This is a genomic window from Marinomonas maritima (genome assembly GCF_024435075.2).
Classification (GTDB): Bacteria; Pseudomonadota; Gammaproteobacteria; order Pseudomonadales; family Marinomonadaceae; genus Marinomonas; species Marinomonas maritima.
In genome coordinates, this window is sequence record NZ_JAMZEG020000001.1 from 695,302 (window position 1) to 721,273 (window position 25,972).

Here is a 25,972-nt window from a genome sequence, read left to right on the forward strand (position 1 = left end):
GAGAAGAGTATATTAATTGTTTTTTAGTTTATCTTGGATACTGAGTAAAATACCGTCAGCATCCAGTCCGACGCGTTTTAACATAGACGCATGACTGGCGTGCTCTTCATATTGATCCGGTAAACCAAGTTGAAGCGTTGGAATGGTAATGTTGTTCGCCAGTAAAAACTCACTTACTGCAGAACCTGCACCACCCATGATAGCGTTCTCTTCCACTGTCACGATAAGCTTGGCATCGCGTTGCGCCAATAAGGCGGCTTCGTCGATGGGCTTCACAAAGCGCATGTCTAATAACGTGGCATCTAGGGTTTCGGCGGCGTTCAGTGCGTCGTAAGTTGGACGGCCAAAACCACAGATGACAATGCCAGATTTGCCTGTTCGTAAGGTACGAGACTTACCAATAGCCAGCGTCGACAGCGTCGGCTCAATCGTTACACCTTGACCCGTTCCACGAGGGTAGCGAACCGCGGCAGGGCCTTTATATTCATAGCCTGTTTGCAGCATCTTGCGGCATTCGTCTTCGTCAGACGGCGCCATTACGACCATGTTTGGAATACAACGTAGGTATGTCAAATCGTAAACGCCAGCATGAGTCGGGCCGTCTTCGCCTACTAATCCTGCACGATCAATGGCAAACAGTACATCAAGGTTTTGCAAGGCTACATCGTGAATAAGTTGGTCATATGCGCGCTGTAGAAAGGTTGAGTAGATTGCAACGACCGGTTTAACGCCGTCACAAGCCATTCCACCCGCTAAAGTGACAGCGTGTTGTTCTGCGATGGCGACGTCGAAGTATCGGTCAGGGAAGCGCTCTGCGAACTCAATAAGGTCGGAACCTTCTTTCATTGCTGGTGTGATCGCGACAAGCCTGTTGTCTTGCTCGGCGGCATCACATACCCAAGTTCCGAAGACATTACAGTATTTCGGCAGTTTGCTTTTTTCGTTGTTCGGTTTTGGATCAGGCTCGATCTTATTAATAGCGTGATAGCCGATTGGATCACCTTCCGCTGGCTCAAAGCCTTTGCCTTTTTTGGTGATGACATGTAAAAACTGAGGGCCAGAGCGGTCTTTTAAATTGGCGATGGTTGTTAATAAATGGTCCATATCATGACCATCAATAGGGCCAATATAATTAAAACCGAGTTCTTCAAACATCATGCCCGGCGATACCATGCCTTTCATGTGTTCTTCGGCTTTACGTGCTAATTCAAGAGCGGAAGGCAATCCAGAAAAGACTTTCTGTCCGCCTTTGCGAATATTGTCATAGGTTTTGCTTGCCCAAATGCGAGCAAAATAACTGGATAATGCGCCAACCGGTTTCGAAATAGACATTTCGTTGTCATTTAAAATGACCAACATGTCAGCTTTAACATCCCCCGCGTGATTAAGTGCTTCGAATGACATACCAGCAGACATGGCGCCATCACCAATAATAGCAACGGCTTTACGGCCTGTTTTTAGTTGTCGCGCAGCGAGAGACATACCCAGTGCTGCGCCAATTGATGTACTTGAATGACCAACGCCAAAAGTATCGTATTCACTTTCATCGCGTTTAGGAAAACCGGATATACCGTTTTCTTGGCGAATATTGAGCAAAGCTTCGCGGCGGCCCGTTAAGATTTTGTGAGGGTAGGCTTGATGGCCAACATCCCAAACAATGCGGTCTTCTGGTGTGTTGTAAAGGTAATGCAGTGCAACGGTCAATTCTACGACGCCAAGCCCAGCGCCAAAATGCCCACCAGTTTGCCCTACGCTATAGAGCATGAATTCGCGTAATTCGCGGACAAGCACCGGCAACTGCTCTTTTTTAAAGGCACGCAAGTCAGCTGGTGAGTCGACTTGATCAAGTAGCGGTGTGTCAGGTCTGGCAGTAGGTATCTCTTCGAACATGGGCACAGGTTTGGTCACATTTAGTTAATCTAAAAAAGCGGGTAAGTATATCAGTGGTTACGACCAATAATATAGTTCGCAAGCTCAACTAAAGGTTGAGCGGCGTCCCCGAAGGGTGAAATTGACGTGATTGCTTGGTCATGAAGACTCAGGGCAAGTGCCTGAGCACCCTCTAAACCAAGCAGTTTGGGGTACGTCGGTTTGTTTGCTTCTTCATCGGAGAATTGAGTTTTACCCAATGTCGTTGTGTCACTGGTGATATCAATGATGTCGTCTTGAACTTGAAAGGCCAATCCGATGGCGCTGGCATAGGCGTCTAAGGCGGCAAAGTCTTTTTCGTTGTGAGCGCCGGTACTGATGGCTCCCATGCGAATACTGGCTCGAATCAATGCTCCGGTTTTATGCTGGTGCATTTGTTCTAGCGCTTTGATATCAATGTTTTTTCCAACATTGGATAAATCAATCATTTGCCCCGTTACCATGCCATGGCGACCGGATGCGTGAACCAGTTCTTGTATCAACTGTAGTTGAGTTTTTGTGTTGTTGTGTGCTGTCTGGCTCAATAATTCGAAGGCAAACGCCTGTAACGCGTCGCCGGCGAGGATGGCGGTCGCTTCATCAAATTGTATATGGCAAGTCGGTTTTCCTCTGCGTAGATCATCATCGTCCATTGCCGGAAGGTCATCATGAATTAAAGAGTAGGCATGAATGGATTCGATCGCGGCCGCGCTGGCGTCGGTTAAATCGTTGGCTTCACCGAACAGTGATGCCGCCGCATAAGTAAGCATAGGTCGTACACGCTTTCCGCCATTAAATAAGCTGTAAGACATAGCGCTTTGTAAGTGTGCTGCGGGGGCGTATTGGCTTAAATTCTGCGTTAAATAGTTGTCTACTCGACGACGAGCATAAAGGGAAAAATCGTCTAAAGTCACGAATTGAGTTCCGGATCAAAAGGTTCTAGATGCTCACCATCTTGTTTTTCAAGTAGGATTTGAACTTTTTGTTCAGCTTGGGTGAGAACTGACTGGCATTCTTGGCTTAGTTTAACACCTTTTTCGAATGCTTTTAGCGCCTCTTCTAGAGAAAGTTGATTGGACTCTAGCTGAACGACGAGCGTATCTAATTCACCGAGGTTTTCTTCAAAATGGCGAACACTTGTTTTTCGTGACATGGGGGTTACTCTTATTTGAATCTATGTTTTGTAACAGAAAAAAGCTTATTGTTCGAGGACGTGTTAATGAAAATTACAAAAATCTCGCAAGAAGATGTGATTCTTGGTCTTTCTTTCGTATAGAATCATACACATGTATCAGTTGATTATAGCTTTTTGTTAGGAGACGTGTGTGGATATCGCAACGTTAATAGGACTTGTTGGATCTTTTATAGTTATTATCTCCGCCATTTTTGTCGGTGGATCAGCTGGGATGTTTTTGAATCTCCCATCAATATTGATTGTGTTGGTTGGTTCTATCTTTGTCGTTTTGATGCAATACCCTTTGGCTAAGTTCCTTAGTGCAGGGAAAGTAGCAGCGAAAGCGTTTATGTTTAAGAGTATTCCGCTGGATACCTTAATTGATGAAATCTACGGCTTAGCGGATGAGGCTCGTAAAGGCGGCTTACTTTCGTTAGAAGGTAAAGAGGTAAGTCATCCTTTTTTATCGAAAGGCATTCAAATGCTGGTGGACGGTCATGATAGCACCGTGGTGAAGAACCAGTTGTCCCAAGATATGAATCAGTCTTATTATCGTCACATCTCTGGCGCCAAAGTATTCAAGGCTTTTGGTGATGTGGGACCTGCGATGGGGATGATAGGAACATTGGTTGGTTTGGTGCAAATGCTGGCGAACATGGATGACCCTAAGGCAATTGGTCCTGCTATGGCCGTTGCGCTCTTAACGACATTGTATGGGGCTATGATGGCGAACATGGTGTTTTTACCTATTCAGGTAAAATTAAATGTTCGAGCCGATGAAGAGCTAATATGTCAAAAGTTAATTTTAGATGCTTTGCTTGCCATTCAGTCTGGCCAAAACCCTCGTGTCTTGGATGGCGCCCTTAAGTCTTATATGGCTGAAGGTAAGCGAGTTGAGCGTGAATAATATGCTAGTTGTAAACGGATTCGATCATGAGTGATGAAGAAGAGCAAGATTGTCCGGAATGTGTAGAGGGCTTACCTGCTTACATGGGAACCTTTGCCGACCTCATGTCTTTGTTGATGTGTTTCTTTGTGCTTTTACTGTCATTCGCTGAAATGGATGTCATCAAGTTTAAGCAGCTTGCAGGCTCGTTGAAGACGGCATTTGGTGTACAGCGCGAGGTTCAAGCTGACTCTATTCCGATGGGAACGTCGGTAATTGCTCAAGAATTTAGTCCTGGTCGCCCAGAGCCCACACCGATTAATGAAGTGAAGCAAAAAGCGGATAATACCCCCGAAAATACATTAGAAGTAATCTGCAAGCCTGGTGATGCCGAATTGAAAGAGCAGAGTGATTCAGGTTCTCCTTCACCTGTTACCTTTGTGGATAAGTCCCATGCTGATCTTGAAAAAGAGAAAAAAATACAGGAAACAGAAGGCGACGCTCAAATGATTGCGTCTGTGATGCGTGAAGAAATTTCAAAAGGAAGCGTCGAAATTGAAACGCAAGAAGAGACCATCACAATTCGAATAAAAGACCAAGGCTCCTTTGAGTCTGGGTCTGCTGAGCTGAATTATGATTTTATTCCCGTTATTGATTTAATTCGTGACGTGCTTGTGGGGATTCAGGGTACGATATCTGTGGAAGGCCATACCGACAGTGTGCCTATTGACAGTCGTCGATTCCGCTCGAATTGGCAGCTGTCTTCGGCTCGAGCAATTTCTGTAGCAGAAGAGTTGTTTTCTACAGGACAACTTGATCAAGGCCGATTTGCCGTGACAGGTTACGCAGACACGCGTCCTTTGGTGCCAAATGATACACCGTTTCATCGTGCAACTAATCGACGGGTTGAAATTGTCATTAAGCAAAATGATACATCACGTCCAAAAATGCGCAGTAGCGTAGACGGCTTTCCGACAGATGGTGTGATTGAATTTGATCTAGAGAGTGTCGATGAATTGAGACCGAACGAGATTTTTTAATCTGGATTTAATTTAGGTTTAGTAAGGAGCTTCGGCTCCTTTTTTGTGTTTGTTTGGTGGTTCTGTGGATTTTTAATGCTGAGATTAGAGCGTTTTTTTGCTATGGTTTGCGCAGATAAAATTGAGGATGAAAATAAAATGCGAGTAGCCGTCATTGGCGCCTCTGGGCGCATGGGAAAAAATTTAATCACAGCCATCAATGACGCCGATGGCGTTTCTTTGGGCGCAGCGGTGTTAAAGCCAGGTAGCAGCTTAATTGGTGCTGACGCTGGAGAAATCGCTGGCATTGGTAAGCTTGGTATTGCTGCGGTTGCTTCATTGTCTGACTGTGTTAATGATTTTGATGTTCTGATTGATTTCACAACGCCGACTTTAACGTTAGAGAATGCCGCTTTTTGCTCTCAACATCAAAAAGCCATTGTTGTGGGAACAACCGGATTAAATGATGATGAAAAAGGCAAGCTAAACGAAGTGGCTGCAAAGACTCCCGTCGTTTTTGCTCCGAACATGAGTGTCGGCGTGAATTTAACGCTTAAGTTGCTTGCGACAGCGGCACAAATTTTAGGTGATGATTATGATGTGGAGATTATCGAAGCTCATCATCGTCATAAAGTAGATTCACCTTCAGGTACGGCGTTGCGAATGGGTGAAGTCGTTGCCGACGCACTAGGTCGCGATCTAAAAGAATGTGCGGTCTATGGTCGAGAAGGCCAAACAGGCGCTCGTACGCAAAAAGAGATTGGTTTTGAAACGATTCGTGCTGGCGATGTCGTAGGTGAGCACAGTGTTTGGTTTGCCACAGAAGGTGAGCGCATTGAAATTACTCATAAAGCCAGTAGCCGTATGACGTTTGCCAAAGGCGCGGTACGTGCTGCTAGTTGGTTATCAGGCAAGCCAGCAGGGATGTATGACATGCAAGATGTGCTTAACTTGAAAGAGTAATGCATACGTTGATGTAAACATATGCTCAAAAAATGGCCGCTGCTTGCGGCCATTTTTATTTTACTCAATAGTCATCAATAAAGAGACTTACGGCGAAAGAACATCCGCTAGCTTACTAGCTTCCAATCGCCCTTTTAATTCACCTTTTTTATTAATTACAGGCAAATCAAAGCGTGTATTAAGGGAGAGTGGAATGACCTTTTGCAGCAAGTTTGTTTGACGTACAGGCTCTACATGGATGAGAACATCGTTCAATAAGTCGTCATCTTGTAGCTGATCTAAGTTCTGTTTAGTCAGTACGCCTTGGTAGCCTTCGCTGTTGAAGACAAAGGTGTATTCCTTGTCTTGAGGGAAGCTGTCCCTTACTTCTTTTGCGGTATTGCCTTCTATTTTAGCCGTATCAGGTGTCATGATGGTTTGCACTGTGAGTGCTCTCGCTCGATTCACATCTTTAGCAAAGGCTCTAACGTAATCATCTGCCGGTTTTAGGACGATATCAACAGGAGTGCCAACTTGCACCAGTTTGCCGTCTTTTAATACAGCAATACGGTCTCCAAGTCTTAGCGCTTCATCTAAATCGTGAGTGATGAAGATGATGGTTTTTTGTAAGTTTTCCTGCAGTTCCATAAGTTGCTCTTGCATCTCACTTCGGATCAGAGGATCAAGAGCGGAAAAGGCTTCGTCCATTAGGAGGATTTCAGCATTGGTGCAAAGCGCTCGAGCAAGACCGACGCGTTGCTGTTGACCACCGGAAAGTTGAGAAGGGTATTGATCTTCGTAACCAGCCAATCCAACGGTTTCTAACCATTCTGTTGCTTTCGGTTTCCATTCTGCTCTTTTCTCGCCTTTAATAAGAAGACCGTAGCCAACGTTATCAAGCACGCAGCGATGCGGCATAAGACCAAAATGCTGGAACACCATGGCCATTTTATGGCGGCGAAAGGTAATCAAATCTTTTGGTGACAGTTCCATAATGTTTTCGCCATTGACTTTTATCTTGCCTGCTGTTGGGTCAATAAGACGATTAAAATGGCGGATCAATGTGGACTTACCTGATCCAGACAGTCCCATGATAACGAAGATTTCACCACGTTTTACTTTCAGATTAATGTCTTGTAGGCCAATGGTATGGCCAGTTTCCGCTAAGATTTCGTCTTTAGACGCGCCTGCCTTTACTTTAGGTAATACATCGTTTGGATTAGAGCCAAATATTTGATATAGACCTTCAATCTCGATTAATGTTTCTCTGTTGTTATCCATTATCATTACCTTCAAGGTGTTTTTGTGCGCGTTTTGCGTAGCTCTGAGAAACGCGATCAAAGATGATGGCAAGCGCTACAATAGCGAGGCCATTCAATAGTCCAAGGGTAAAGTATTGGTTTGTAATGGATTTCAATACTGGTTGTCCTAAGCCTTTCACCCCTATCATCGAAGCGACAACGACCATGGCAAGCGCCATCATGATAGTTTGGTTGATGCCGGCCATAATCGTTGGCATGGCAAGAGGAATTTGAACGCCAAAAAGCCGTTGGGTCGGAGTAGCACCATAAGCGGTGGCGGCTTCGAGTGTTTCCTTATTAACAAGGCGAATCCCTAAGTTAGTCAAACGAATAACAGGAGGAATAGCGTAGATAACCACCGCAATGACACCAGGGATCCTACCGATACCTAATAGCATAACCACAGGAATGAGGTAAACGAAAGCGGGCATCGTTTGCATAATATCGAGCAGTGGGGTGATGATGGATCTGGCTCTGTCTGATCTGGCCATCAAGATGCCAATGGGAATCCCCACACAGATAGAAAGAATCGTACAGACGGTAATGATGCTTAAGGTTCGCATTGTGTCTTCCCACATACCGAAGTAGCCAATAACAAGGAAAGAGGCGAGCACGCCAGCACACAATTTCCAAGATCGTGTAGCGGCATACACCAACCCAACAATCGCGGCTAAAACAATCCACCATGGTGTTTGTATCAGCAGGTTTTCAAACCATACGAGAAAGTGTAAAAGTGGGTTGAAGAAATTTTCAATGGATTCTCCATAAGCACGGGAGAAGTTGCGGTAGGCGCCGTCGAGCGTTTGTTTAATAGTGAGGAGATCGCGCCGACTCATATCTGGAAACTCAGTCAACCAAGAGCTATCTGTCATAAATTAGTTCTCAAAGAGTAAAACGGAGTAGGGAGCCATACTGCTGGATGCAGTACGGCTTATTACTGTCTTAAAGTTACTGTCTTAAAGTTACTGTCTAATAAATTAAGGTTACTGTCTAAATAGATTAAAGATTTTCTAGTGCGTTATCGATTTTGGCTTGTATGTCTTTGTTGACCCATTTAGACCAAATATCTTTATTGTTAAGCATGAAGTTTTCAGCCGCATATTGGCCATCCGCTTGGTTGTCTTCCATCCATGCGAGCAACGAGTTCATTTTAGCATTAGTGAAAGAACGTTTAGCGGTGTACGCGTAAGCCAGAGGGGCTCTTTTTGCGAACTCCATTGTTGTAACCGTATAGACTGGAGAGGGTGGGTACATGGTGACTTTAGGTTCCATACAGCTGTTTTCAGCAATACAGTTAAGATAGTGATCTTTATCTATGCCGGTGCCAAAGTCTACTTTTACCATTTCGTATTTGCCGAGTATGGCAGTGGGTGCCCAGTAGTAGCCAAACCATGATTCTTCACGCTCATAGGCGCGACTTAATGAACCGGATAACCCTGCAGATGAACCTGGGTCAATCAGTTCAAACCCTGCCTCTTCAAGCTTTAGAGCCGTGAATAGATTGCCTGATGAGATTTGGCAACCCCAACCTGCAGGACAGCCATAAAAAGCGGAAACAGAATCATTTTCTGGGTTAGGGAATTCTTTTGCGTGCTTTTTTATACCTTCAATTGTCGCCAAAGAAGGGTCTTTATCTACCATGTATTTTGGTACCCAAAAACCTTCTTCACCACCATCCGATAATGACCTACCGGCGATACTTAAACGCTTTTCTGCTACACCACGATCAATCAGTGCTTGAACCGCGTTTGTCCACATTTCTGGCGCTATATCTGGTTGGCTTTTTTCAATCATTGAGGTACTGGTTGGCATTGTGTCGCCAGGTATTAGCTCTGCATCACAGTCGAAGCCATGCTCTAAAATGAATTTATCGATATTGGCAATGAGTGATGCTGAGTTCCAGTTCATATCAGCAATTTGAACCTTACCGCAACTGTCTGTGGCAGCAAAAGAAGAGGTTGCAGCGAGTGTCATAAGACCCGCAATAATACTTTTTTTATACATTATTATGTTCCTGTTGTGATGCCTAAAGTTAGCAAGTAATTTGCATTTAGTTTACACGTCTAAGTAATTATATCAATTTCTTTGTCATTCTCCTTTTGAGTTGAAGTCATTAAAATTCATATAAAACAATAGTTTGACTATTTCTTAGACCTTTTTTAAAGCACGAAACTTATTTTCCTAAATGGTCAAATTTAGGTCGTTTGTTATGAAAAAGGCATAAAAAAACTCGGCTTACATTCGTAGTGAGCCGAGTTTTAGGTGTCAAATTGGGGGAAGAATTAAACGTGGGGAGGGTTGATATCCAGCATGGGGGCCGCGTCAATATGTTCTGCATCCATCATCATAGCGATACGTTGCAAGGATGAAAGAACTTGAGTTTGTTCCCAGCCTTCTAACGATTCAAATTCACCGATGAATTTTTCATGCAGTAAAGGGGGAGCCGTACTCAAAATAGCTCTGCCTTCTGGTGTCAATCTTGCGTTGACAATACGTTTGTCTTTTTGTGCTCTGACTCGCTCTACCAGTTTACGATCTTCTAAACGATTGAGAATCGTTGTAACCGTTGCTTGGCTTAATGACACACTGTCGGAAATACGGCGAACGGTAACATCACCTAGTTCTTCAATAGAACGAAGTACCATGATTTGCGGAATTGTTAAACCGCAGGCTTTTACAACACGTTTGGATTGTAGATCGGTTGCTCGGATAATGCGCCTTAAGTGAACAAGAACATCATGTAGGTGTTGCGGATTAGACATAGTGATAAATGATCCAGAAAATTTTACGGATTATATGGTTTTGTAGAAGTCTGTAAAAGCTAAGTTTTACGTTATTACAGTTAAAAGTATAGGTTTACTTTCCTATCTTAGAAAGGTCAACATGAAAAATCGAATTTGTAAAAATAGACCGTGACGTTATTGGTTAAAAAGGCTTTGTATTATCGCCCTTTTAGTTCATCAAAAGCGGCTATGGCGGCCAATCTTGCTGGTTTATAATCGATAACGGGCTCCGGATAGCCGCACTGTTTTCTCTGCTCAGGGCTTGGATTATGAATGGATTTTGCGTCTAGCGTTGCGAGCTCAGGGACGAAGCGTTTGATAAAATCGCCACTCTTATCATAGGTTTGTGATTGTCTGGTTGGATTGAAAACACGAAAATAAGGCGCTGCATCGCAACCGATCGAAGCGCTCCACTGCCAACCACCGTTATTTGCTGCAAATTCACCATCAATAAGCTGACGCATGAAGTACGCTTCGCCTTTTCGCCAGTCTGCAAAAAGCAGCTTGGTAAAAAAGCTTGCCGTGACCATTCTTAAACGATTATGCATCCAGCCAGTTTGATTAAGCTGCCGCATGGCGGCATCGACAATGGGAAAGCCAGTTTTACCTTCACACCATGCCATAAATTCTGCTTCATTGTTTCGCCAAAGTAAGGCGTTAGTTTCTTGTTTGAAAGGACGGCTCATAGAAAGAAAAGGGAAGTGCTCCATGAGTTGACGGTAGAAGTCGCGCCACGCCAATTCTTTTAACCAAATGCTGTCCTGCCAGCGTCGTTCTTCTTGATTACAAGTGTATATGATTGCTTCTAAGCATTGTCTTGGCCCTAATGCGCCTAATGCTAGGTAAGGCGATAATGTGCTGGTGGCAGGCTGCATGGGGTAATCTCTGCTTTCTTGGTAATGGCGTTCTTTATGGTGACAGAATAGCCAGAGTTTTTGCTTGGCAATATCATGATCCGCTGGCCATAAGTCCTCCCGAAAAGGTTTCTCCCAAGTAAAGTTTAGCGATGGCTCCGACAGTGGGTCCGCTTGGGGCTCTGGTGCCGGTAACGGTGTTATGTCTTGTTGGGCAAGCAGTGTGAGCCAACGTTTGAAAAAAGGTGTGAAGACTTTAAAAGGCGTACCTTGCTGGCTAAAGACCGCCTGAGGAACGATAAGATCAGCAGGCAGAGTATGAGTCTTAATTTGATGTAGGTGTAACTGTTCGCAAACCGTGTGGTCACGTTGTTGTTCGTGTATGGGCAAGTCACGATTAAACCAAAGATGCTTGATGCCATGATCTAAGCAAAACGCGGTCATGGCATCGGGCAATGCATCAAAGGTCTCTGCGTTAATAATATGCAATGGAATCCCAAGAGTTGCTAAGGTCTTTGCTAAGGTTTTAATAAGCCCTGCTCGTAAACCTGTTTTGGCATCCGATTCATTATGTTCGGACCATTGTGTTGGCGTGACGGTCACAACAACCGCTATACCTTTGTTTAAGGCATTCGCTTCTAAAGACGCTGAATGCAGTGCGGGATTATCTAGGCAGCGAAGGTCATTTCTGAGCCAAACAAGATGTTCTATTTTCATTGGATTGTTTGCCTTATACCGTATTACGAATGCCAAGTGGCGATGGATATGGAATGAAGTAACTTTGTTCGTTAATGTATTCGCTGCCGTAGTGTTTTAAGTAGTGACGCAACAATGTGATCGGTGTTGCAAGATTGACTTCGCCGCGGCGGTATTGTTCGACCACATCCAGAATGTCTTTTCTGACCGACACATCGACGGCATGTTTTAAATAACCTACAAGGTGCATCAACACATTACAGTGATTCTTACGTTCTGCTGGTTGTGATAAGGTTGTCATTAATATTTCAAAATAGGCATCTTTTAATTCAGTGACAGGCCTTGGGTCATTACCTGACAGTAGGCGACCAAGTTGTCGATAAACTGGTTGAGAGTGCGCCATAACCATATATTTATAACGGCTATGAAAGGCGATGAGGTCTTTCATTTTTGGTTTTTCCCCAACACTATGACGAAAATCATGATGAGTAAAAACCCGTAATAAAAAATTCTCTCTGAGTATTGGATCATTTAAACGGCCATCTTCTTCGATCGGCAATAATGGATAGCGCTTTTGCAGCTCTTTGGTGAACAAACCTGCACTTCTCTGCATGTGTGGATGACCGTTTTCTTGGTACACCTTAATGCGTTCCATGCCGCAACTGGGGGACTTTTTCATCAATATGTAGCCGTCTAAATGAGATAGCTTTTCCAGATACTGATTAGACGCCGCCATGAAAGTTTCAGAAACATCTTCATCGGAGTTCTTAGAGAACGTCATTCTCGGTGAATTTGGGTCTCCTTCTAGGCGTAATGTTGGTCGAGGTGTGCCAAATCCTGCTGCCATTTCAGGGCAAAATTTTTGATAGTCAAAATACTCGCTTAGCACGTTATCACAGTAGTTAGAGTGGCTGTGTCCGCCATTGTACCGGACGCTTTCACCCAATAAACATGCGCTGATACCAACAGGGATTTTGTGTGTTAGCTGGTCTGGTGTATTCAAAAAAAGTGGCATATTGATGTCCTCCAAAAATAAAATACGTGCTTTATTTTGCGTTTTTTATCCAATTTGTTAGGGCAAGAGCGCTTAGCAAAGCGCCTTCTGCATCGCCTTGGCATAACCAGTCACCGGCCAGTCCGACATTATGTTCTGGTGCCCATGCGTATTTATTATTGCCTTTGTTTTCAGGAAACCGACTAAGGAGCCAGCGATGCGGTTCGCCATGTTTTAACACGCGTTGTTCTGTTTGTTCGGAAAATGCTTGCAGTAATTTTTTTGTTATCCATTCTTTGTCGGTGTCTAGGTGCTGCTTTGTCCAATCTGGGTTGGTTTGTATAACCCAGCGATCGACTTTGTCGCTGTTTCTCATGGGTTTGTAGTTGTCTTTGATCATGCGAGCGATAGGCGAGTTTTGTAGCTCAATAAGCGCATTAAGATCACTGCATTCTGTTTCTAGCCACATAGCCCATTGCGATTGGTAGGTTGCACAAGCTTGGTTGGCCCTGAGCAATAACACCGCCAATTTTTCGTTAGTCGCAAGCATCGCCGCAGCTTGAGGTGCGGGAGCGGTGATGATGATTTTCTTGGCAATGACAACAGGCTGATATTTATCATCTCTTAATAACCAATGCGTTTGGTCACCTTCATCTTGTGATATTTGATCGAGGTGATGGATGCGAGAATTAGTGATAAACGTAGCATTACTGAGCCAATGGCGCGTTATTGCGCTCATTTTAGGCACACCGACAAAAGCGTGTTCGTCAGCTGTACTAAATTGCTTCCAAGGAGCGGCTACGCTTGCTTTGGTAAGCTCTTCAAATAGCGCTAATGTGTCTGCGTGCTTTGCATAAATATAAGGAGCGCCCAAGTCACAACTGATGTCACCCTCTAATTTTTTACTACTGGCACGACCACCGCTGCCGCGACTTTTATCAATCACACAAACTGTCTGATCAGATTGAGACAACAAGTGCGCACACAAGCTGCCTGCTAGTCCGGCGCCAATAATGGCGATATCGAATGTGGGTGTCTGAGCCTGATTTGTCGGTGTGTTCATCTTATGTCATCCCAGTGTCTTTGTTACTTTCTTATACAATATATAATTTTGTATAAGAAAAGCAACTATCTTGTACAAAAAAATATTTGTATAGTTTTTGGCAGTTGTATAAGTTTAGGTCACAATAGGTGAATTGCCTTAGATGAATGATGATTTATTGGAAATGCTTATGAGTCAGTCGAACCAAAATATGGAAACAACAGATCTGCAAACGTCAAAATCAGAGAATGAGCTGGTTCTTTTAGAGAGCTCAGCCTACTTTCCTATTCGTGAGTTATCGCTAAAAACGGGCGTGAACTCAGTGACACTACGCGCTTGGGAGCGACGTTATGGATTACTCAAGCCTAAACGAACAGGCAAAGGCCACCGATTATATGACCAAGGTGATGTGCAGCGTGTAGAAGGTATATTGCGTTGGATTCAACAAGGCGTCGCTGTGAGTAAAGTGCGAGCCTTACTGGAGCAAGAAGTGGCTCCAGATGGCGTCGTGCTTTCGAATGAATGGTTAGAGTGGCAAGTGGCGTTAGTGAAAGCGTCAGAGGCGTTTCAGGAAGATAAAATAGAGCAAATGTATCAGCAGATATTTTCTCAATATCCTGCTGAAATCGCGGTACGTGATTGGCTATTACCAAGCTTCGAGCAATTAGGGAAAAGTGCTGAATTGGCGTTTTGTGAATCGGTTCTGCTGTCCTGTCTTGTATCGCGTGTGATGAGTTTAAAGTCTCAGAAAAAGCAATCTCAGGGTAAGGGTTTGCCTAAGGTGCTTATTACAGGTTTAACCTCTCAACGGGTTTTATGGTGCTATATGGCGGCCGCGATAATGCTTGATAAAGGATTTCCTTGTACCGTACTGCCTAATGCGTATTACAGCGATGATTGGTCGAGATTTGTTGAAACAACTCAAGTTCAATCGGTGTTGGTTTTTTGTGAAAATGAATTGGCAGCGAAAGCGTCTGACTTGATCAATCAGATGCAACAATGGCAAAGGCCTGTCGTCGTTGTTGGGGCGAGTTTTTGGTTATCAGCGCATGAGTCAAATATGACCCGTGCAGGTAATGTACAAGTCTACTCTGAGGCACTTGAAGGTGTTACTGCCTTTATGAAAACGGTACTGGGAAAGTAAAAAACTATTAGATAGATATCTATAATAAATTTTAAATATTAATAATTCTCATTTAATCTACTTTCATATTAAACGAGGAGATTCAAATGACTAAAACAATCAGTTTTGCTGTTATGCATTTTACCATCGCATTCAGTGTTGCTTACTTAATCACAGGAAGTTTTATTGTGGGTGGCTTGGTCGCCATCGTTGAGCCAGCCATTAATACCGTGGCGTATTACTTCCACGAGATTTTTTGGAATAAAAAACAACAAATAAACAAAGACATAGAGAAAGAAAAAACGTTTACAGGAAGTTTTCAAGCGGTAGGCGAAAGCTATGCGCTAAGAGCGATGTAAATAGAGGCTTGTATGTGCTTGTATCGTGCAGTTTTTGAACTCCTTGAAAGCACCGCTAACGCTGAGCGTTAGCGGTGAAGGAGATCCGCGAGTGTTACTTCAATGGATTGATCAAGAAGTATAAAACAATCGCCACAGCGATAGGTGCTGTGAACTTCATTGAGATATTCCACAACGCGTAAAGCGTGCCAGAAATCTCTAACTCTTCTTTTGCAAACTTATCTTTAACAACCCAGCCGGCAAACAAAGCAATCAAGATTCCACCTAGTGGCAACATGATATTTGCAGTGATGTAATCTAAGAAATCAAATGTATTTTTGCCGAACAAGGTTACGTCAGACATAAAACTGAATGACCCTAGACAAGCAATACCTAAAGCCCAAACCGAAATGCCAAGTACAATAGCAGCGCTCAAACGTTTCATTTTGAAGCGCTCTACCAAGAAGGCGACTGTCGGTTCTAATAGAGAAATAGCGGAAGTCCAAGCTGCTACGCCTACGAGTACGAAGAACAGAGTCCCGAATAATTGACCAAATGGCATTTGACTAAACGCAACTGGCAAAGAAATAAACATCAAGCCTGGGCCCGCAGCCGGATCCATACCGTTAGCAAAAATAATTGGAAAAATAGCCAAGCCAGCCACTAGCGCAACAAGCGTATCTAATGCACCAATAGTCAGTACCGTTTTGCCAATAGATGCATTCTTAGTCATGTAAGAACCGTAAGCCATGATGGTTCCCATACCCAAAGAGAGAGTGAAGAACGAATGGCCCAGCGCGATCAAAGCAGAGTTCCATGTCAATTTACTGAAATCAACATTGAACATGAAGTTCCAGCCTTGATTAAAGCCGCCCGTTGTCATTGCATAGCCCAACAAAATGATCAAAAGTAAGAACAGGGCAGGCATCATAATGCGAGTCGCTGTTTCAATACCTTTATTGATGCCAGCTGCTACAACCGCAATCGTCATAATACTAAACAGGGTGTGCCAGCCTAATAGCGTTGCAGGATCGGCAAGAAGGGCGCTAAAGGCTGCCCCTGCTTGGTCCGATGTTATGTCGGCCATTTCACCCGTCAGCATGATTTTAATGTAATGAAGAACCCAGCCGCCTACGACAGAGTAGAACGAGAAAATGAAAACGCCAGACAGCATTCCCATTACCCCAATGATGCCCCATTTCCTAGAACCTTCAGATTCTTCTGCAACATCCATTAATGCATTGATTGGGTTTTTGCGAGCACGGCGGCCAATAAACACTTCAGCCATCATGATCGGAATACCAACGAGTAAAATACAAGCCAGATAGACTAGAACAAATGCCCCGCCACCATTTTCACCTGTGATGTAAGGGAATTTCCAGATGTTACCTAAACCTACAGCGGAACCTGTTGCCGCTAAAATGAATATCCATCGGCTCGCCCACGAACCTTGGATAGATGTTTTATTTGTCATAGTTATCTCTAAGTTATTGAAAGCAAATTATATAAACAGCAATCGGAGTTAGCTTTTTTATCCATACTTGCGACATCCACATAGCCTGTATGAATGAGCATTAGTCAGCAAAACTCCGAATAGGGGCGGGATTTTCCGAATTTCGTCGCGGATATGCAACAAAAAATGATGTTTTATCGTAATTCCTTCTAATACGTATGATTTCGTTAACCTTTATAGGTTCTGGTCTGCAGGTAAGCTTATGGTTGTAATGGTTAGTTCTCTAAATATATATCTAGACTTGATTATAGTTTCACGTATAATGTTTAGACATCAAATCATATTGAGTTGAATCTACTTTACATTATTCTTATTGCTTATAAATCAGCTGCTCTGTGATTGTCTGCTAATAAGGCCTTAGATTTAGCCGTATTTTAATACTTTGTTTTCTAATGGGTATGATCATGAATTCAGAAAAAATTGTGTTTAATAAGCCTAGTGCAATAGATGGTATGGCGGTTCATCAGTTGGTGGCATCTTGTCCGCCACTGGATACAAACTCGGTTTACTGTAATTTATTGCAAGCCAGTCATTTTAATGAAACCTCTGTCGCTGCGAGCTTTGATAGTGGTGAGTTAGTGGGTTTTGTATCGGGTTATATTCTTCCCAATAAAGTGGATACATTATTTGTTTGGCAAGTGGCTGTGAGTGAAAAAGCACGCGGCCAAGGCTTAGCAAAAAAAATGGTTTCATCATTGCTTGAACGATCCAACTGTTCGGGTGTGCGCTACATCGAAACCAGTATTACGGCTTCTAACCAAGGTTCTTGGGCCCTATTTCGAAGCTTAGCCGATCAGCTCGATGCGCCTTTAGAGGAGTCTGTGATGTTTGACAAACAGATTCATTTTAACGGATTGCACGATACCGAGCAGCTAGTCACCATCGGCCCCATTTCACTCTAATAGAGAAAATGCGATGAGCTAGAAAGCCACGCTTTCGCTCTCAACTTTTCTTCTAAGTACTGTTTATTAATTTAAAGGACGATAAAAATATGAAAATTTTTGAAGAAATCGAATCAGAAGTACAATCCTATGCACGCTCTTTTCCTCGTGTTTTTCACCGCGCGCTAGGGGCACATTTATATGATCAGGAAGGCAATAAATACTTAGACTTCTTGGCTGGTGCAGGTACTTTGAATTACGGTCATAACAACCCGATTTTCAAAGAAGAGTTAGTGAAATACATTATGGAAGATGGCATTACTCACGGTTTGGATATGCACACCAAAGCGAAGGGTGAGTTTTTAGAAGCCTTTAAAAAATATATTTTAGAGCCTCGTGGCTTAGAATACATGATGCAGTTCACTGGCCCAACCGGTACGAATGCGGTTGAAGCCGCGCTTAAGTTGGCTCGAAATGTAACGGGTCGTGAAAACATTATCAGTTTTACCAATGGTTTCCATGGCTGTAGTTTAGGTGCTTTATCTGTCACAGGTAACTCACATCACCGTGGGGCGGCGGGTCTAAGCTTAGGCGCCGGTGTATCGACGGTTCCATTTGATGGCTACTTAGGTGAAGGCATTGAAACGACGGAATATCTAGATAAAGTGTTATCGGATTCTAGTAGTGGTGTGGACATGCCAGCGGCTGTCATTGTAGAAACCGTGCAGGGCGAAGGTGGTATTAACGTGGCCAGCTACGGTTGGTTGCAAAATCTAGAAGCCGTTTGTAAGAAACATGGTGTTTTATTGATCATTGATGACATTCAAGCAGGTTGTGGTCGAACAGGTACCTTCTTTAGTTTCGAAGACGCTGGTATTAAGCCAGATATCATTACTATGTCTAAATCATTAAGTGGTTATGGTTTGCCGTTTGCCGTGGTTCTTATGCGTCCAGAATTGGATGAATGGAAACCAGGTGAACACAACGGTACTTTCCGTGGTAATAACTTGGCGTTCGTTACAGCAAAAGTGGCGATTGAAACCTATTGGAAAGACGATGCGTTTGAGAAAGAAATCAAACGTAAAGGCGAATACATTCATCAACGTACGCAAGCTATTGTGAATGAGTTTGGTGAAGGTAACTTTATCGTCCAAGGCCGAGGTATGATGCGCGGTATCAACTGTGTTAGTGGCGAATTGGCAAATAAAATCACCAAAAAATGTTTTCAAAATGGTCTGATGATAGAAACTTCAGGTGCGGATGATCAAGTGGTTAAGTTTCTTTGCCCTCTGATCATTAGCGATGAAGAGTTGAAAACAGGCATCGATATATTAGAACAAGCTATTCGAGAAGTCTGTGCCAAAGAAGACGACATGCCTGAAGCGAAAAGCTATTTTGATGAAAACTACGACATTGCGAGCTAGTTCTATTTCAGTATAAGTCGTCTTTTTATGAAGGCGGCTTCTATTGAATACTTGAGTGATATAAATAGTAAGTTCAAAACCTCAAGCTTTTTTCGGTTGTTATTTGCCGATACTTTAAAGCGATCTAAAGATCATAAGGAGAGAATAATGTTTGCACGTGATTTAGCAGAATGTGAAAAAACTGACCGTCGTGTTGTGTCCCCAGATGGTAATTGGGAAAGCACTCGTCTGCTATTAAAAGAAGATAATATGGGTTTTTCTTTTCATATTACGACTATCTACGAAGGCAAAGATTTTGATATGCATTATCAAAATCACCTTGAATCTGTGTATTGCATCTCAGGTGAAGGCGAAATAGAAAGCCGTGAAGATGGTCAGAAACACCATATTAAACCGGGTGTTGTGTATGTGTTGGATAAGCATGATGCTCATACACTAAGAGCGTTCAAAGAATTAAAGTTGGCGTGTGTCTTCAACCCGCCAATTACGGGCAAAGAAGTGCATAACTCAGACGGCGCTTACGAACTTCTAGAATAAAGTAGTTCATTTTAGAAAAAATAAAAAAGCGCTTCTTATAGGAAGCGCTTAGCTCGATTTTTTAATATTCAGAACCCCACCTTTTCTACCCTTATTACAACGCTATCAAGCGTTTAAAATGTGTCATTTAGGGGAATTCGAGCGCTTTAAAAAAGCGATTAATGCTTAATTTTCCCGCAGCCTTGTGACAATATAGCGGCAGTTTTTGATTTTGGCCGACACTTTACTCTCGGCCTCTTAACAAATTGGATAAATGATGGGACAACATACAGTTGAAAAAATCGGCGGAACGTCCATGAGTGACTACCGTTCGGTTCGAGATAATATAATTTTTAAGCCTACTCAAGAAAGCAGCATGTATCAGCGTGTTTTTGTTGTTTCTGCTTATTCAGGCATGACAGACAAGCTGTTAGAGCATAAGAAAACAGGCGATGCGGGTGTATTTGCTTTATTCGCTCAAGAGCGTAAGCAGAATAACTGGTTCCCTGCGTTGCAAGATGTACGCAGTGCCATGTTAGATATTAACCATACTTTGTTTGAAGAAGGTGAACTGCGTCATAAAGCGGATACTTTCTTAAGCAGTCGTTTGCAAGAAGCTCAAGAATGCTTAGAAGATTTGCATCGTCTTTGTCAGCATGGTCATTTTTCGATTAGCGAACATCTTGCTACAGTACGAGAAATGCTGGCCAGTATTGGTGAGGCACACAGTGCATGGAACACGGCCCATCTTTTACAACGAGACGGTGTGAATGCCGTATACGTTGATTTGACCGGTTGGAATAGTCCAAGCCACATGTCTCTTGATGAACGAATTCTTGACGCTTTTAAAGACGTTGATCTAAGCAAAGAGCTGCCGATTGCAACCGGTTATGCTCACAGCGAAACAGGCCTGATGTCGACATTTGACCGTGGCTACAGTGAAATGACTTTTAGTCGAATTGCGGTACTCACTGAGGCTCGCGAAGCGGTCATCCATAAAGAGTTTCATTTGAGCAGTGCTGATCCTCGTTTAGTGGGCGAAAACAACGCTGTGCCAATTGGTCGAACTAATTACGATGTAGCGGATCAGCTTGCTAACCTTGGGATGGAAGCGATTCACCCAAAAGCAGCAAAAGGTCTACGTCAAAGCGGCATATCATTGCGGGTGAAAAACACTTTTGAGCCAGATCATACCGGTACACTCATTACTGGCGACTACGTAAGTGACGCGCCGTGTGTCGAGATCATTGCGGGTTGTCGTGGTGTATTTGCCGTCGAACTGTTTGATCAAGATATGGCGGGCGACATCGATAAATTCGATGTGGCGATTCTAAAAGTATTAAATCAGTTCCACGCTCATATTATTGCCAAAGACATTAATGCCAATACCATTACGCATTATTTAGCGATCAACTTGAAAACTTTAAAGCGCGTCATGCGAGTGTTACATGAGCGTTTTCCAGAAGCAGAGATTACGCAACGTAAGGTGGCTATTGTGTCTGCAATTGGTAGTGATATGAAAACCACGGGTATGCTTGCGAAAGCGGTTAAGGCCATCGCGGAACAGAACGTGAATGTCTTAGCAATGCACCAATCTATGCGCCAAGTGGACATGCAGTTTGTGGTTGACGAAGAAGATTACGAAAAAACGATTTGCAGTTTACATAAAGAGCTTGTGGAAGTGCACAACCATGGTCGTGCCATTTGTTTAGCATCTTAATATTCTAAGCGAGCGCATTGATATAAAAAGACCCCAAGTGCAGATTGTACTTGGGGTCTTTTTGTTTAATTTCTTTGTTAATTTTCGTTGAAAGTTTTTACGCTTATTCAACGAAGAATCTCCAAAGGAAATGTATTAGAGCGGGGCATCATCCCGATGAACAATCGGCACTCCTTGATTGAACTCGTCTTCAGTGACGGCTTTACTCACATAAAAGCCTTGGCCAAAGTCGCATTGAAAAGCGGCTAACATCTTCCACTGCGCTCTTGTTTCAATGCCTTCTGCCAGTACTCTAATATTCAACTTATGCGCCATAGCAATAATGGCTTCGACGATTTTTCGATCGTCTGGGTCTTTTTCCAAATCCATGACAAAGCTGCGGTCGATTTTTAGTAAATCAACAGGGAGGTTTTTTAGTTGAGCAAGTGAAGAATAACCTGTACCGAAGTCATCAATGGCAATGCCAATGCCCATATCTTTTAGCTTTTGCAGCAGGTCTCTCGCTAGATGAATGTCTTCAAGAATTGAGGTCTCTGTGATTTCAAAGGCAATAGATGTGGCTGGAACTTGATATCGTATCAGTAGCTCTTGAACCAAAGTGACAAAGTGAGGGTCACAGAGTTGTTTCGAGGCAAGATTGATATGCAGCAAAATATCAGGTCTTCCTTCCTTCTTTCGTTTTTCCAAATATTTGATACTGTTTTCTAGAACCCAATAACCTAATGTGACAACTTGTCCCGTATTTTCTGCAAGAGGGATAAAGTCATTAGGGAAAATAAGGCCTTTTTCTGGGTGATTCCAACGAATTAGTGCTTCGGCGCCGAATACTTGATTTGTCTTTAGATCAAACTGCGGTTGAAAATATAATTCAAATTCGTTGTCTTGTAATGCTCGGGATAGATCGTCTTCCACTTGGATCAAATTATGTGTGCTTATCTTCATTTTCTCAGTGTAAAAAGAGAATTGATTTTTTCCTTTCGACTTAGCTTGGTATAGCGCCATATCCGCATTTTGCATAATGGTTACTAGGTCATAACCATGCTCTGGAATCATTGCAATACCTAAAGATGTACTGAGTATGTATTCTTTTGAGTCCATTTTTAATGGTGCGCGAATGCTTTCTAATATGTTGTTTGCGTGCGCTTCAGCTTCTTTTTGATCGCTAATGTCTCCAATCAAAATACCAAACTCATCACCACCCAAACGTACCACTAAGTCGGATATGCCTTTTAGCTTGTTTAGTCTGTCTGCAACAAGAGCAAGTACCTTATCGCCAACATCATGGCCTATTGTGTCGTTAATGCGTTTGAAGTTATCTAAGTCAAAATAAATAAAAGCCGAAATGCGTTTGCGTTTTTGATTGCTATACAGCGTTCTAGGTAGTCTGTCTTGTAAATATCGACGATTTGGCAGACCAGTTAATGGATCTTGATAAGCGAGTTGCTGAAGTTCTGTGGTTTTTTCTTTTACTAATTTTCTCAGTCTCAGTGGCTGAATTAAAATTGCGTACAAAGCAATGGAAAGTAAAAATGCCACAAGGAAGCTAATTACATACCCCGTTATACTGCGTGCTGTTAATTGCGCACCGAGTGTTTTGCTAACACTGAGCGTCCACGTTCCAACGGGAAGAATAAGGTCGGTCGATGCCTGAATATCATTCAGAGGAGTAAAAGAAGAAGACAATATTATTTTTTCATTCGTGCCTGCGTGTTTTCTTGAAAGGCTATATTGGTAGCCTTCATTTTCGAGCTGCTTTAATTGCGTTGCTTCTAATAGGTTATCTAAGTAAATAACGGCAGAAGCCAATCCCCAAAAAATCTCCCGTTGTGTACCTCTGTATAAAAATATCGGTGCACGACTAATGACGGCCACACCACCTTGTACAAGGGGCACTGGCCCAAGCGCAAAAAGCCTTTTATCCTTAATGGCCAGCATGGCTTCTTCTCTGAGTCGAGGCATTGAGACGACATCTAATCCAATAGCGGATTCATTTCCTTCTAGAGGATAGATTTTTTCGATAATACCATCTGGTGCAAGTTGAAGGTTTTCAATACCGCCAATGGATTGGATAAGGTTATTGGCGTATTCATCAAACCACTCGTTATCACCGTCTCTATGCTCTACTTCAAACGCTAAGATCTGAGCTGAGGTGAAAACAGATGAAAGACGGCGTTCTAGAATAGACGCTTGTGTGCGAGATAGACCATTTAAAAAAGACTTTTGCTGATCAATAATTGAATCATTCGTCGATTGTGTCCAATAGGTACCGAATAAGGCAATAATGCAAAAAGCAATACAGGAAATAATAATGGCAGAGGGTTGCTTAAGCTTCGCTTCTTTCAATCAATTGTCCTTAATTAGGTTGATCAATTAACACATCAAATCATACTCATAAATGATTTATTGGTATTTCATTTTTTGTAATTAAATGTGCAAAGTATCAGCAAGATGTAGGGTGATGCTAAGGCTAAGTGTATCCGATTTTGAGAAAAGTGCTTCTCTGAAGAAAAAGAGAGTCGCGGAGCGTTATTCAGAAGAAACGCTCCGCAGTTAAGTCTAGATTATATTAGTGCTAGAAATAATCCAGCGATGGCAATTAGACTACCAGTAACGCGAGTTATAATAGGCGCTTGGAAGCGAGCAATGACCGCACCAAAACCGATTCCAACAAGGTGCAATAATGCAGTCGCAGCAGCAAAGCCGAGTGCGTATTCTGCACCGTTCGCATTTAATGGCATTTCTAAGCCATGGGCTGCACCGTGAAAAACAGCAAATAATCCGGCAATGCCTGCGCAAATTGCAACAGGGAAACGTGCTGCGCCGACTAACAAAGCGCCCATTAGAATTACCGACAAGATAATGCCTTGTTCAATAAAAGGAACTTGTACGCCAGCAACGGCTAAACCACCACCCACCAGCATAGTGCCAACGAATGCCGTAGGAATAGCCCACAAAGCACGACCGCCAAGACTTGCTGCCCAAAGACCAATCGCTAGCATGGCCAATAAATGATCCAAACCACCCATAGGGTGCATAAAGCCAGACATGAAACTGGTGGTGTGTTCGTGTCCAGGGTGAGCTAATGCAAGAGCAGGTATTGTAGCAAACAATGCCACTAATCCCATTTTAAGCGTATGTGAACGCATGGTGTCGTCTCCTAAAGGAAAATGATTGAAGATATCTTTTAAAAAGGTCTTCCTTAAACCACCGCTCTTGCGGCTGGAGTTGTGAATTCTAGCATACTCACCGTAAGGATAAATTGAATGATATTACTAAGTGCGCACGTTTTTCGCCTGGAAGGATAAATTACAATACAAAAAACGCTTATTATTTCGACAGTTTGTATCTCCCCACGTTCACTTTGCTTTGTTATATTCTTTTGAATAGCAATTTTTGGATGAATAAGATGAATAAGATGAATAAGATGAAGACGATTGGAATGTTAGGTGGAATGAGCTGGGAATCAACGGCCAGTTATTACAAATCTCTCAATGAAGGCGTAAAAGCGGAGCTTGGCGGCTTACATTCTGCGAAAATATTTTTGTACAGCGTCGACTTTGATGAAATTGAAAAGCTACAACATCAGGGGAAATGGGCTGAAACGGCGACGATTTTATCCAATGCGGCAAAATCTTTAGAACAGGCAGGTGCTGATTTTTTAATGATTTGTACCAACACCATGCACAAAGTCGCCCCAGACATTGAAGCAAACATCGATATTCCGATCTTGCATATTGCCGATGCTACCGCTCAAAACTTGATTCTAGATGGTATTACTAAAGTGGGATTGCTTGGAACTCGCTTTACTATGGAACAAGATTTTTATAAGGGGCGATTGACGAACAAATTTGGCATCGAGGTTTTAGTTCCCAATGCAGAAGATCAAACCATCGTTCACGACATCATCTACAACGAGCTGTGCCTCGGCGTGATTAACGACGAATCTAAACGTCACTACATAAATATCATCGACAAACTCCACGAAAAAGGGGCTCAAGCCATCATATTAGGTTGCACTGAAATTGCCTTGCTCATTAAGCAAACAGATACTAAAGTGCGTTTATACGACACAACAGAAATCCATGCACAGCATGGTGTTAAATTGGCGTTATCTTGAATTGTAGACATCACTTTTGAAAACATGGAGGTATAAGAATGTTAATGTTTTATTTAGGTTTGGCAATTATTGGTACGATTGTGCCATACGCGGCTTTTATTCCCTGGCTTCTTGAAAATGGCGTAGACATTACGCAGTTTTTTATTGAAGCCATTGCGAATCCTATTAGTATTTTTGCATGGCTGGATGTGATTATAGCAGCGGTTGCGCTATTGGGGTTTATTGTACACGACGGAGAAAAAAACCAAGTGAAGTGGCGATTTGTTGCAATAGCTGGAACATTGAGTGTCGGCGTATCGTGTGGGTTGCCTTTGTACCTTTACTTGCGCGAAAAGCAGCGCTGTGTAAAAAGTATTTAATCCGCTATTTTTAAGTACATTTTAAGAGGGCTCACGTTATGGCCAGTGGTTGGGCGCAAGATGGTGCAGTGCAAGATCAAATAGACGCGACGGTGGATTCTGAAGTAGAACGCGCGAAAAACAGCATGCCTAAAGGCGAAAGCCTGACTCACTGCGAAGAATGTGATGGCGTAATTCCTGAACCTAGACGCAAGGCTATTGCTGGCGTGCGTTTGTGTATTCAGTGTCAGTCTGAGGCGGAAAAGAAAGGTCGAGCGGCGTTGTACAATCGAGCGGGAAGCAAAGACAGTCAGCTACGATAACCCTTTTCACATGATTAACCGCCTTGTTTTTCTCCTGCTTTATTACTCTACGTAGGTTAGCGCTACGTACCTTTGACGGC

At 43.0% G+C, this 25,972-nt stretch carries 25 protein-coding genes; 12 read left to right on the top strand and 13 right to left on the bottom strand.

Annotation, left to right across the window (positions count from 1 at the left end; all coding sequences use genetic code 11):
* Nucleotides 1–12: 12 nt before the first annotated feature.
* From dxs to M3I01_RS03420, 3 genes are read right to left on the bottom strand one after another with little or no spacing between them, the layout of a single operon-like run.
* Nucleotides 13–1,890, bottom strand: a complete 1,878-nt coding sequence (dxs, locus tag M3I01_RS03410) for a 1-deoxy-D-xylulose-5-phosphate synthase (RefSeq protein ID WP_255894789.1) — start codon at nt 1,888–1,890, stop codon at nt 13–15.
* Nucleotides 1,891–1,940: 50 nt separating this feature from the next.
* Nucleotides 1,941–2,822: a (2E,6E)-farnesyl diphosphate synthase gene (gene ispA, locus M3I01_RS03415; protein WP_255894184.1), complete on the bottom strand. Its 882-nt coding sequence runs from the start codon at nt 2,820–2,822 to the stop codon at nt 1,941–1,943.
* The gene (locus tag M3I01_RS03420) at nt 2,819–3,061 is read right to left on the bottom strand and encodes an exodeoxyribonuclease VII small subunit (RefSeq protein WP_255894186.1); all 243 of its coding nucleotides are present in this window, start codon (nt 3,059–3,061) and stop codon (nt 2,819–2,821) included. The genes ispA and M3I01_RS03420 overlap by 4 nt, the downstream gene beginning before the upstream one ends.
* A 172-nt stretch (nt 3,062–3,233) precedes the next feature.
* On the opposite strand from M3I01_RS03420, the gene pomA reads away from it, so the two are divergent.
* The 3 genes from pomA (at nt 3,234) to dapB (ending at nt 5,950) form a co-directional block, all read left to right on the top strand.
* Nucleotides 3,234–3,989: a flagellar motor protein PomA gene (gene pomA / locus M3I01_RS03425; protein WP_255894187.1), complete on the top strand. Its 756-nt coding sequence runs from the start codon at nt 3,234–3,236 to the stop codon at nt 3,987–3,989.
* A 26-nt stretch (nt 3,990–4,015) separates the two neighbouring features.
* The gene (locus M3I01_RS03430) at nt 4,016–5,008 is read left to right on the top strand and encodes a flagellar motor protein MotB (protein WP_255894188.1); all 993 of its coding nucleotides are present in this window, start codon (nt 4,016–4,018) and stop codon (nt 5,006–5,008) included.
* A gap of 138 nt (nt 5,009–5,146) precedes the next feature.
* Complete coding sequence (gene dapB / locus M3I01_RS03435) at nt 5,147–5,950, top strand: 4-hydroxy-tetrahydrodipicolinate reductase (RefSeq protein WP_255894791.1); 804 nt, start codon at nt 5,147–5,149, stop codon at nt 5,948–5,950.
* An 87-nt stretch (nt 5,951–6,037) separates the two neighbouring features.
* Here dapB and M3I01_RS03440 read toward each other — a convergent pair whose 3' ends face one another.
* The 7 genes from M3I01_RS03440 to M3I01_RS03470 all read right to left on the bottom strand — a co-directional run bounded on the left by M3I01_RS03440 (nt 6,038) and on the right by M3I01_RS03470 (nt 13,620).
* Nucleotides 6,038–7,210, bottom strand: a complete 1,173-nt coding sequence (locus M3I01_RS03440; RefSeq protein ID WP_255894189.1) for a quaternary amine ABC transporter ATP-binding protein — start codon at nt 7,208–7,210, stop codon at nt 6,038–6,040.
* Complete coding sequence (locus M3I01_RS03445) at nt 7,203–8,102, bottom strand: ABC transporter permease (RefSeq protein WP_255894190.1); 900 nt, start codon at nt 8,100–8,102, stop codon at nt 7,203–7,205. The genes M3I01_RS03440 and M3I01_RS03445 overlap by 8 nt, the downstream gene beginning before the upstream one ends.
* A 127-nt stretch (nt 8,103–8,229) precedes the next feature.
* The gene (locus M3I01_RS03450) at nt 8,230–9,234 is read right to left on the bottom strand and encodes a glycine betaine ABC transporter substrate-binding protein (protein ID WP_255894191.1); all 1,005 of its coding nucleotides are present in this window, start codon (nt 9,232–9,234) and stop codon (nt 8,230–8,232) included.
* A 278-nt stretch (nt 9,235–9,512) separates the two neighbouring features.
* Nucleotides 9,513–9,992 (bottom strand): MarR family winged helix-turn-helix transcriptional regulator, encoded by a 480-nt coding sequence (locus tag M3I01_RS03455; protein ID WP_112137109.1) that lies wholly within the window; start codon nt 9,990–9,992, stop codon nt 9,513–9,515.
* A 179-nt stretch (nt 9,993–10,171) separates the two neighbouring features.
* Nucleotides 10,172–11,584, bottom strand: a complete 1,413-nt coding sequence (locus M3I01_RS03460) for a cryptochrome/photolyase family protein (RefSeq protein WP_255894193.1) — start codon at nt 11,582–11,584, stop codon at nt 10,172–10,174.
* Nucleotides 11,585–11,597: 13 nt separating this feature from the next.
* Nucleotides 11,598–12,578, bottom strand: coding sequence for a YbgA family protein (locus tag M3I01_RS03465; protein ID WP_255894194.1), 981 nt, complete (start codon nt 12,576–12,578; stop codon nt 11,598–11,600).
* Between the two features lie 31 nt (nt 12,579–12,609).
* Nucleotides 12,610–13,620 carry an NAD(P)/FAD-dependent oxidoreductase gene (locus M3I01_RS03470; RefSeq protein ID WP_255894195.1) on the bottom strand — a complete coding sequence of 337 codons (1,011 nt, stop codon included), beginning with the start codon at nt 13,618–13,620 and terminating at the stop codon, nt 12,610–12,612.
* A gap of 169 nt (nt 13,621–13,789) precedes the next feature.
* Between M3I01_RS03470 and M3I01_RS03475 the strand changes: the two genes are divergently transcribed.
* A complete protein-coding gene (locus tag M3I01_RS03475; RefSeq protein ID WP_275564918.1) occupies nt 13,790–14,743 on the top strand; it encodes a MerR family transcriptional regulator in 954 nt (317 codons plus the stop codon).
* 86 nt (nt 14,744–14,829) lie between these two features.
* Complete coding sequence (locus tag M3I01_RS03480; protein WP_255894196.1) at nt 14,830–15,081, top strand: DUF2061 domain-containing protein; 252 nt, start codon at nt 14,830–14,832, stop codon at nt 15,079–15,081.
* A 94-nt stretch (nt 15,082–15,175) separates the two neighbouring features.
* Here M3I01_RS03480 and M3I01_RS03485 read toward each other — a convergent pair whose 3' ends face one another.
* Entirely contained in the window at nt 15,176–16,534 is a 1,359-nt protein-coding gene (locus M3I01_RS03485; RefSeq protein WP_255894197.1) for a sodium-dependent transporter, read from the bottom strand.
* A 443-nt stretch (nt 16,535–16,977) separates the two neighbouring features.
* On the opposite strand from M3I01_RS03485, the gene ectA reads away from it, so the two are divergent.
* From ectA to M3I01_RS03505, 4 genes are all read left to right on the top strand, one after another.
* Nucleotides 16,978–17,475, top strand: a complete 498-nt coding sequence (ectA, locus tag M3I01_RS03490) for a diaminobutyrate acetyltransferase (protein ID WP_255894198.1) — start codon at nt 16,978–16,980, stop codon at nt 17,473–17,475.
* An 89-nt stretch (nt 17,476–17,564) separates the two neighbouring features.
* Nucleotides 17,565–18,878, top strand: a complete 1,314-nt coding sequence (ectB, locus tag M3I01_RS03495; RefSeq protein WP_255894199.1) for a diaminobutyrate--2-oxoglutarate transaminase — start codon at nt 17,565–17,567, stop codon at nt 18,876–18,878.
* Between the two features lie 147 nt (nt 18,879–19,025).
* On the top strand, nt 19,026–19,415 hold the full coding sequence (locus M3I01_RS03500; RefSeq protein WP_255894200.1) for an ectoine synthase: 390 nt from the start codon (nt 19,026–19,028) through the stop codon (nt 19,413–19,415).
* Nucleotides 19,416–19,671: 256 nt separating this feature from the next.
* Nucleotides 19,672–21,114: an aspartate kinase gene (locus M3I01_RS03505; RefSeq protein WP_255894201.1), complete on the top strand. Its 1,443-nt coding sequence runs from the start codon at nt 19,672–19,674 to the stop codon at nt 21,112–21,114.
* Between the two features lie 135 nt (nt 21,115–21,249).
* Here the strand turns inward: M3I01_RS03505 and M3I01_RS03510 are convergent, their stop codons facing one another.
* The gene (locus tag M3I01_RS03510) at nt 21,250–23,457 is read right to left on the bottom strand and encodes a putative bifunctional diguanylate cyclase/phosphodiesterase (protein ID WP_255894203.1); all 2,208 of its coding nucleotides are present in this window, start codon (nt 23,455–23,457) and stop codon (nt 21,250–21,252) included.
* Nucleotides 23,458–23,675: 218 nt separating this feature from the next.
* Nucleotides 23,676–24,260, bottom strand: a complete 585-nt coding sequence (locus tag M3I01_RS03515; protein WP_255894204.1) for a HupE/UreJ family protein — start codon at nt 24,258–24,260, stop codon at nt 23,676–23,678.
* 278 nt (nt 24,261–24,538) lie between these two features.
* Between M3I01_RS03515 and M3I01_RS03520 the strand changes: the two genes are divergently transcribed.
* The 3 genes from M3I01_RS03520 to M3I01_RS03530 are packed head-to-tail and all read left to right on the top strand — an operon-like array spanning nt 24,539 to nt 25,892.
* Nucleotides 24,539–25,231: an aspartate/glutamate racemase family protein gene (locus M3I01_RS03520; RefSeq protein ID WP_255894792.1), complete on the top strand. Its 693-nt coding sequence runs from the start codon at nt 24,539–24,541 to the stop codon at nt 25,229–25,231.
* Nucleotides 25,232–25,269: 38 nt separating this feature from the next.
* Nucleotides 25,270–25,590, top strand: a complete 321-nt coding sequence (locus M3I01_RS03525) for a DUF2834 domain-containing protein (protein WP_255894205.1) — start codon at nt 25,270–25,272, stop codon at nt 25,588–25,590.
* A gap of 38 nt (nt 25,591–25,628) precedes the next feature.
* Nucleotides 25,629–25,892: a DksA/TraR family C4-type zinc finger protein gene (locus M3I01_RS03530; protein ID WP_112137135.1), complete on the top strand. Its 264-nt coding sequence runs from the start codon at nt 25,629–25,631 to the stop codon at nt 25,890–25,892.
* The last annotated feature ends 80 nt before the right edge of the window (nt 25,893–25,972 follow it).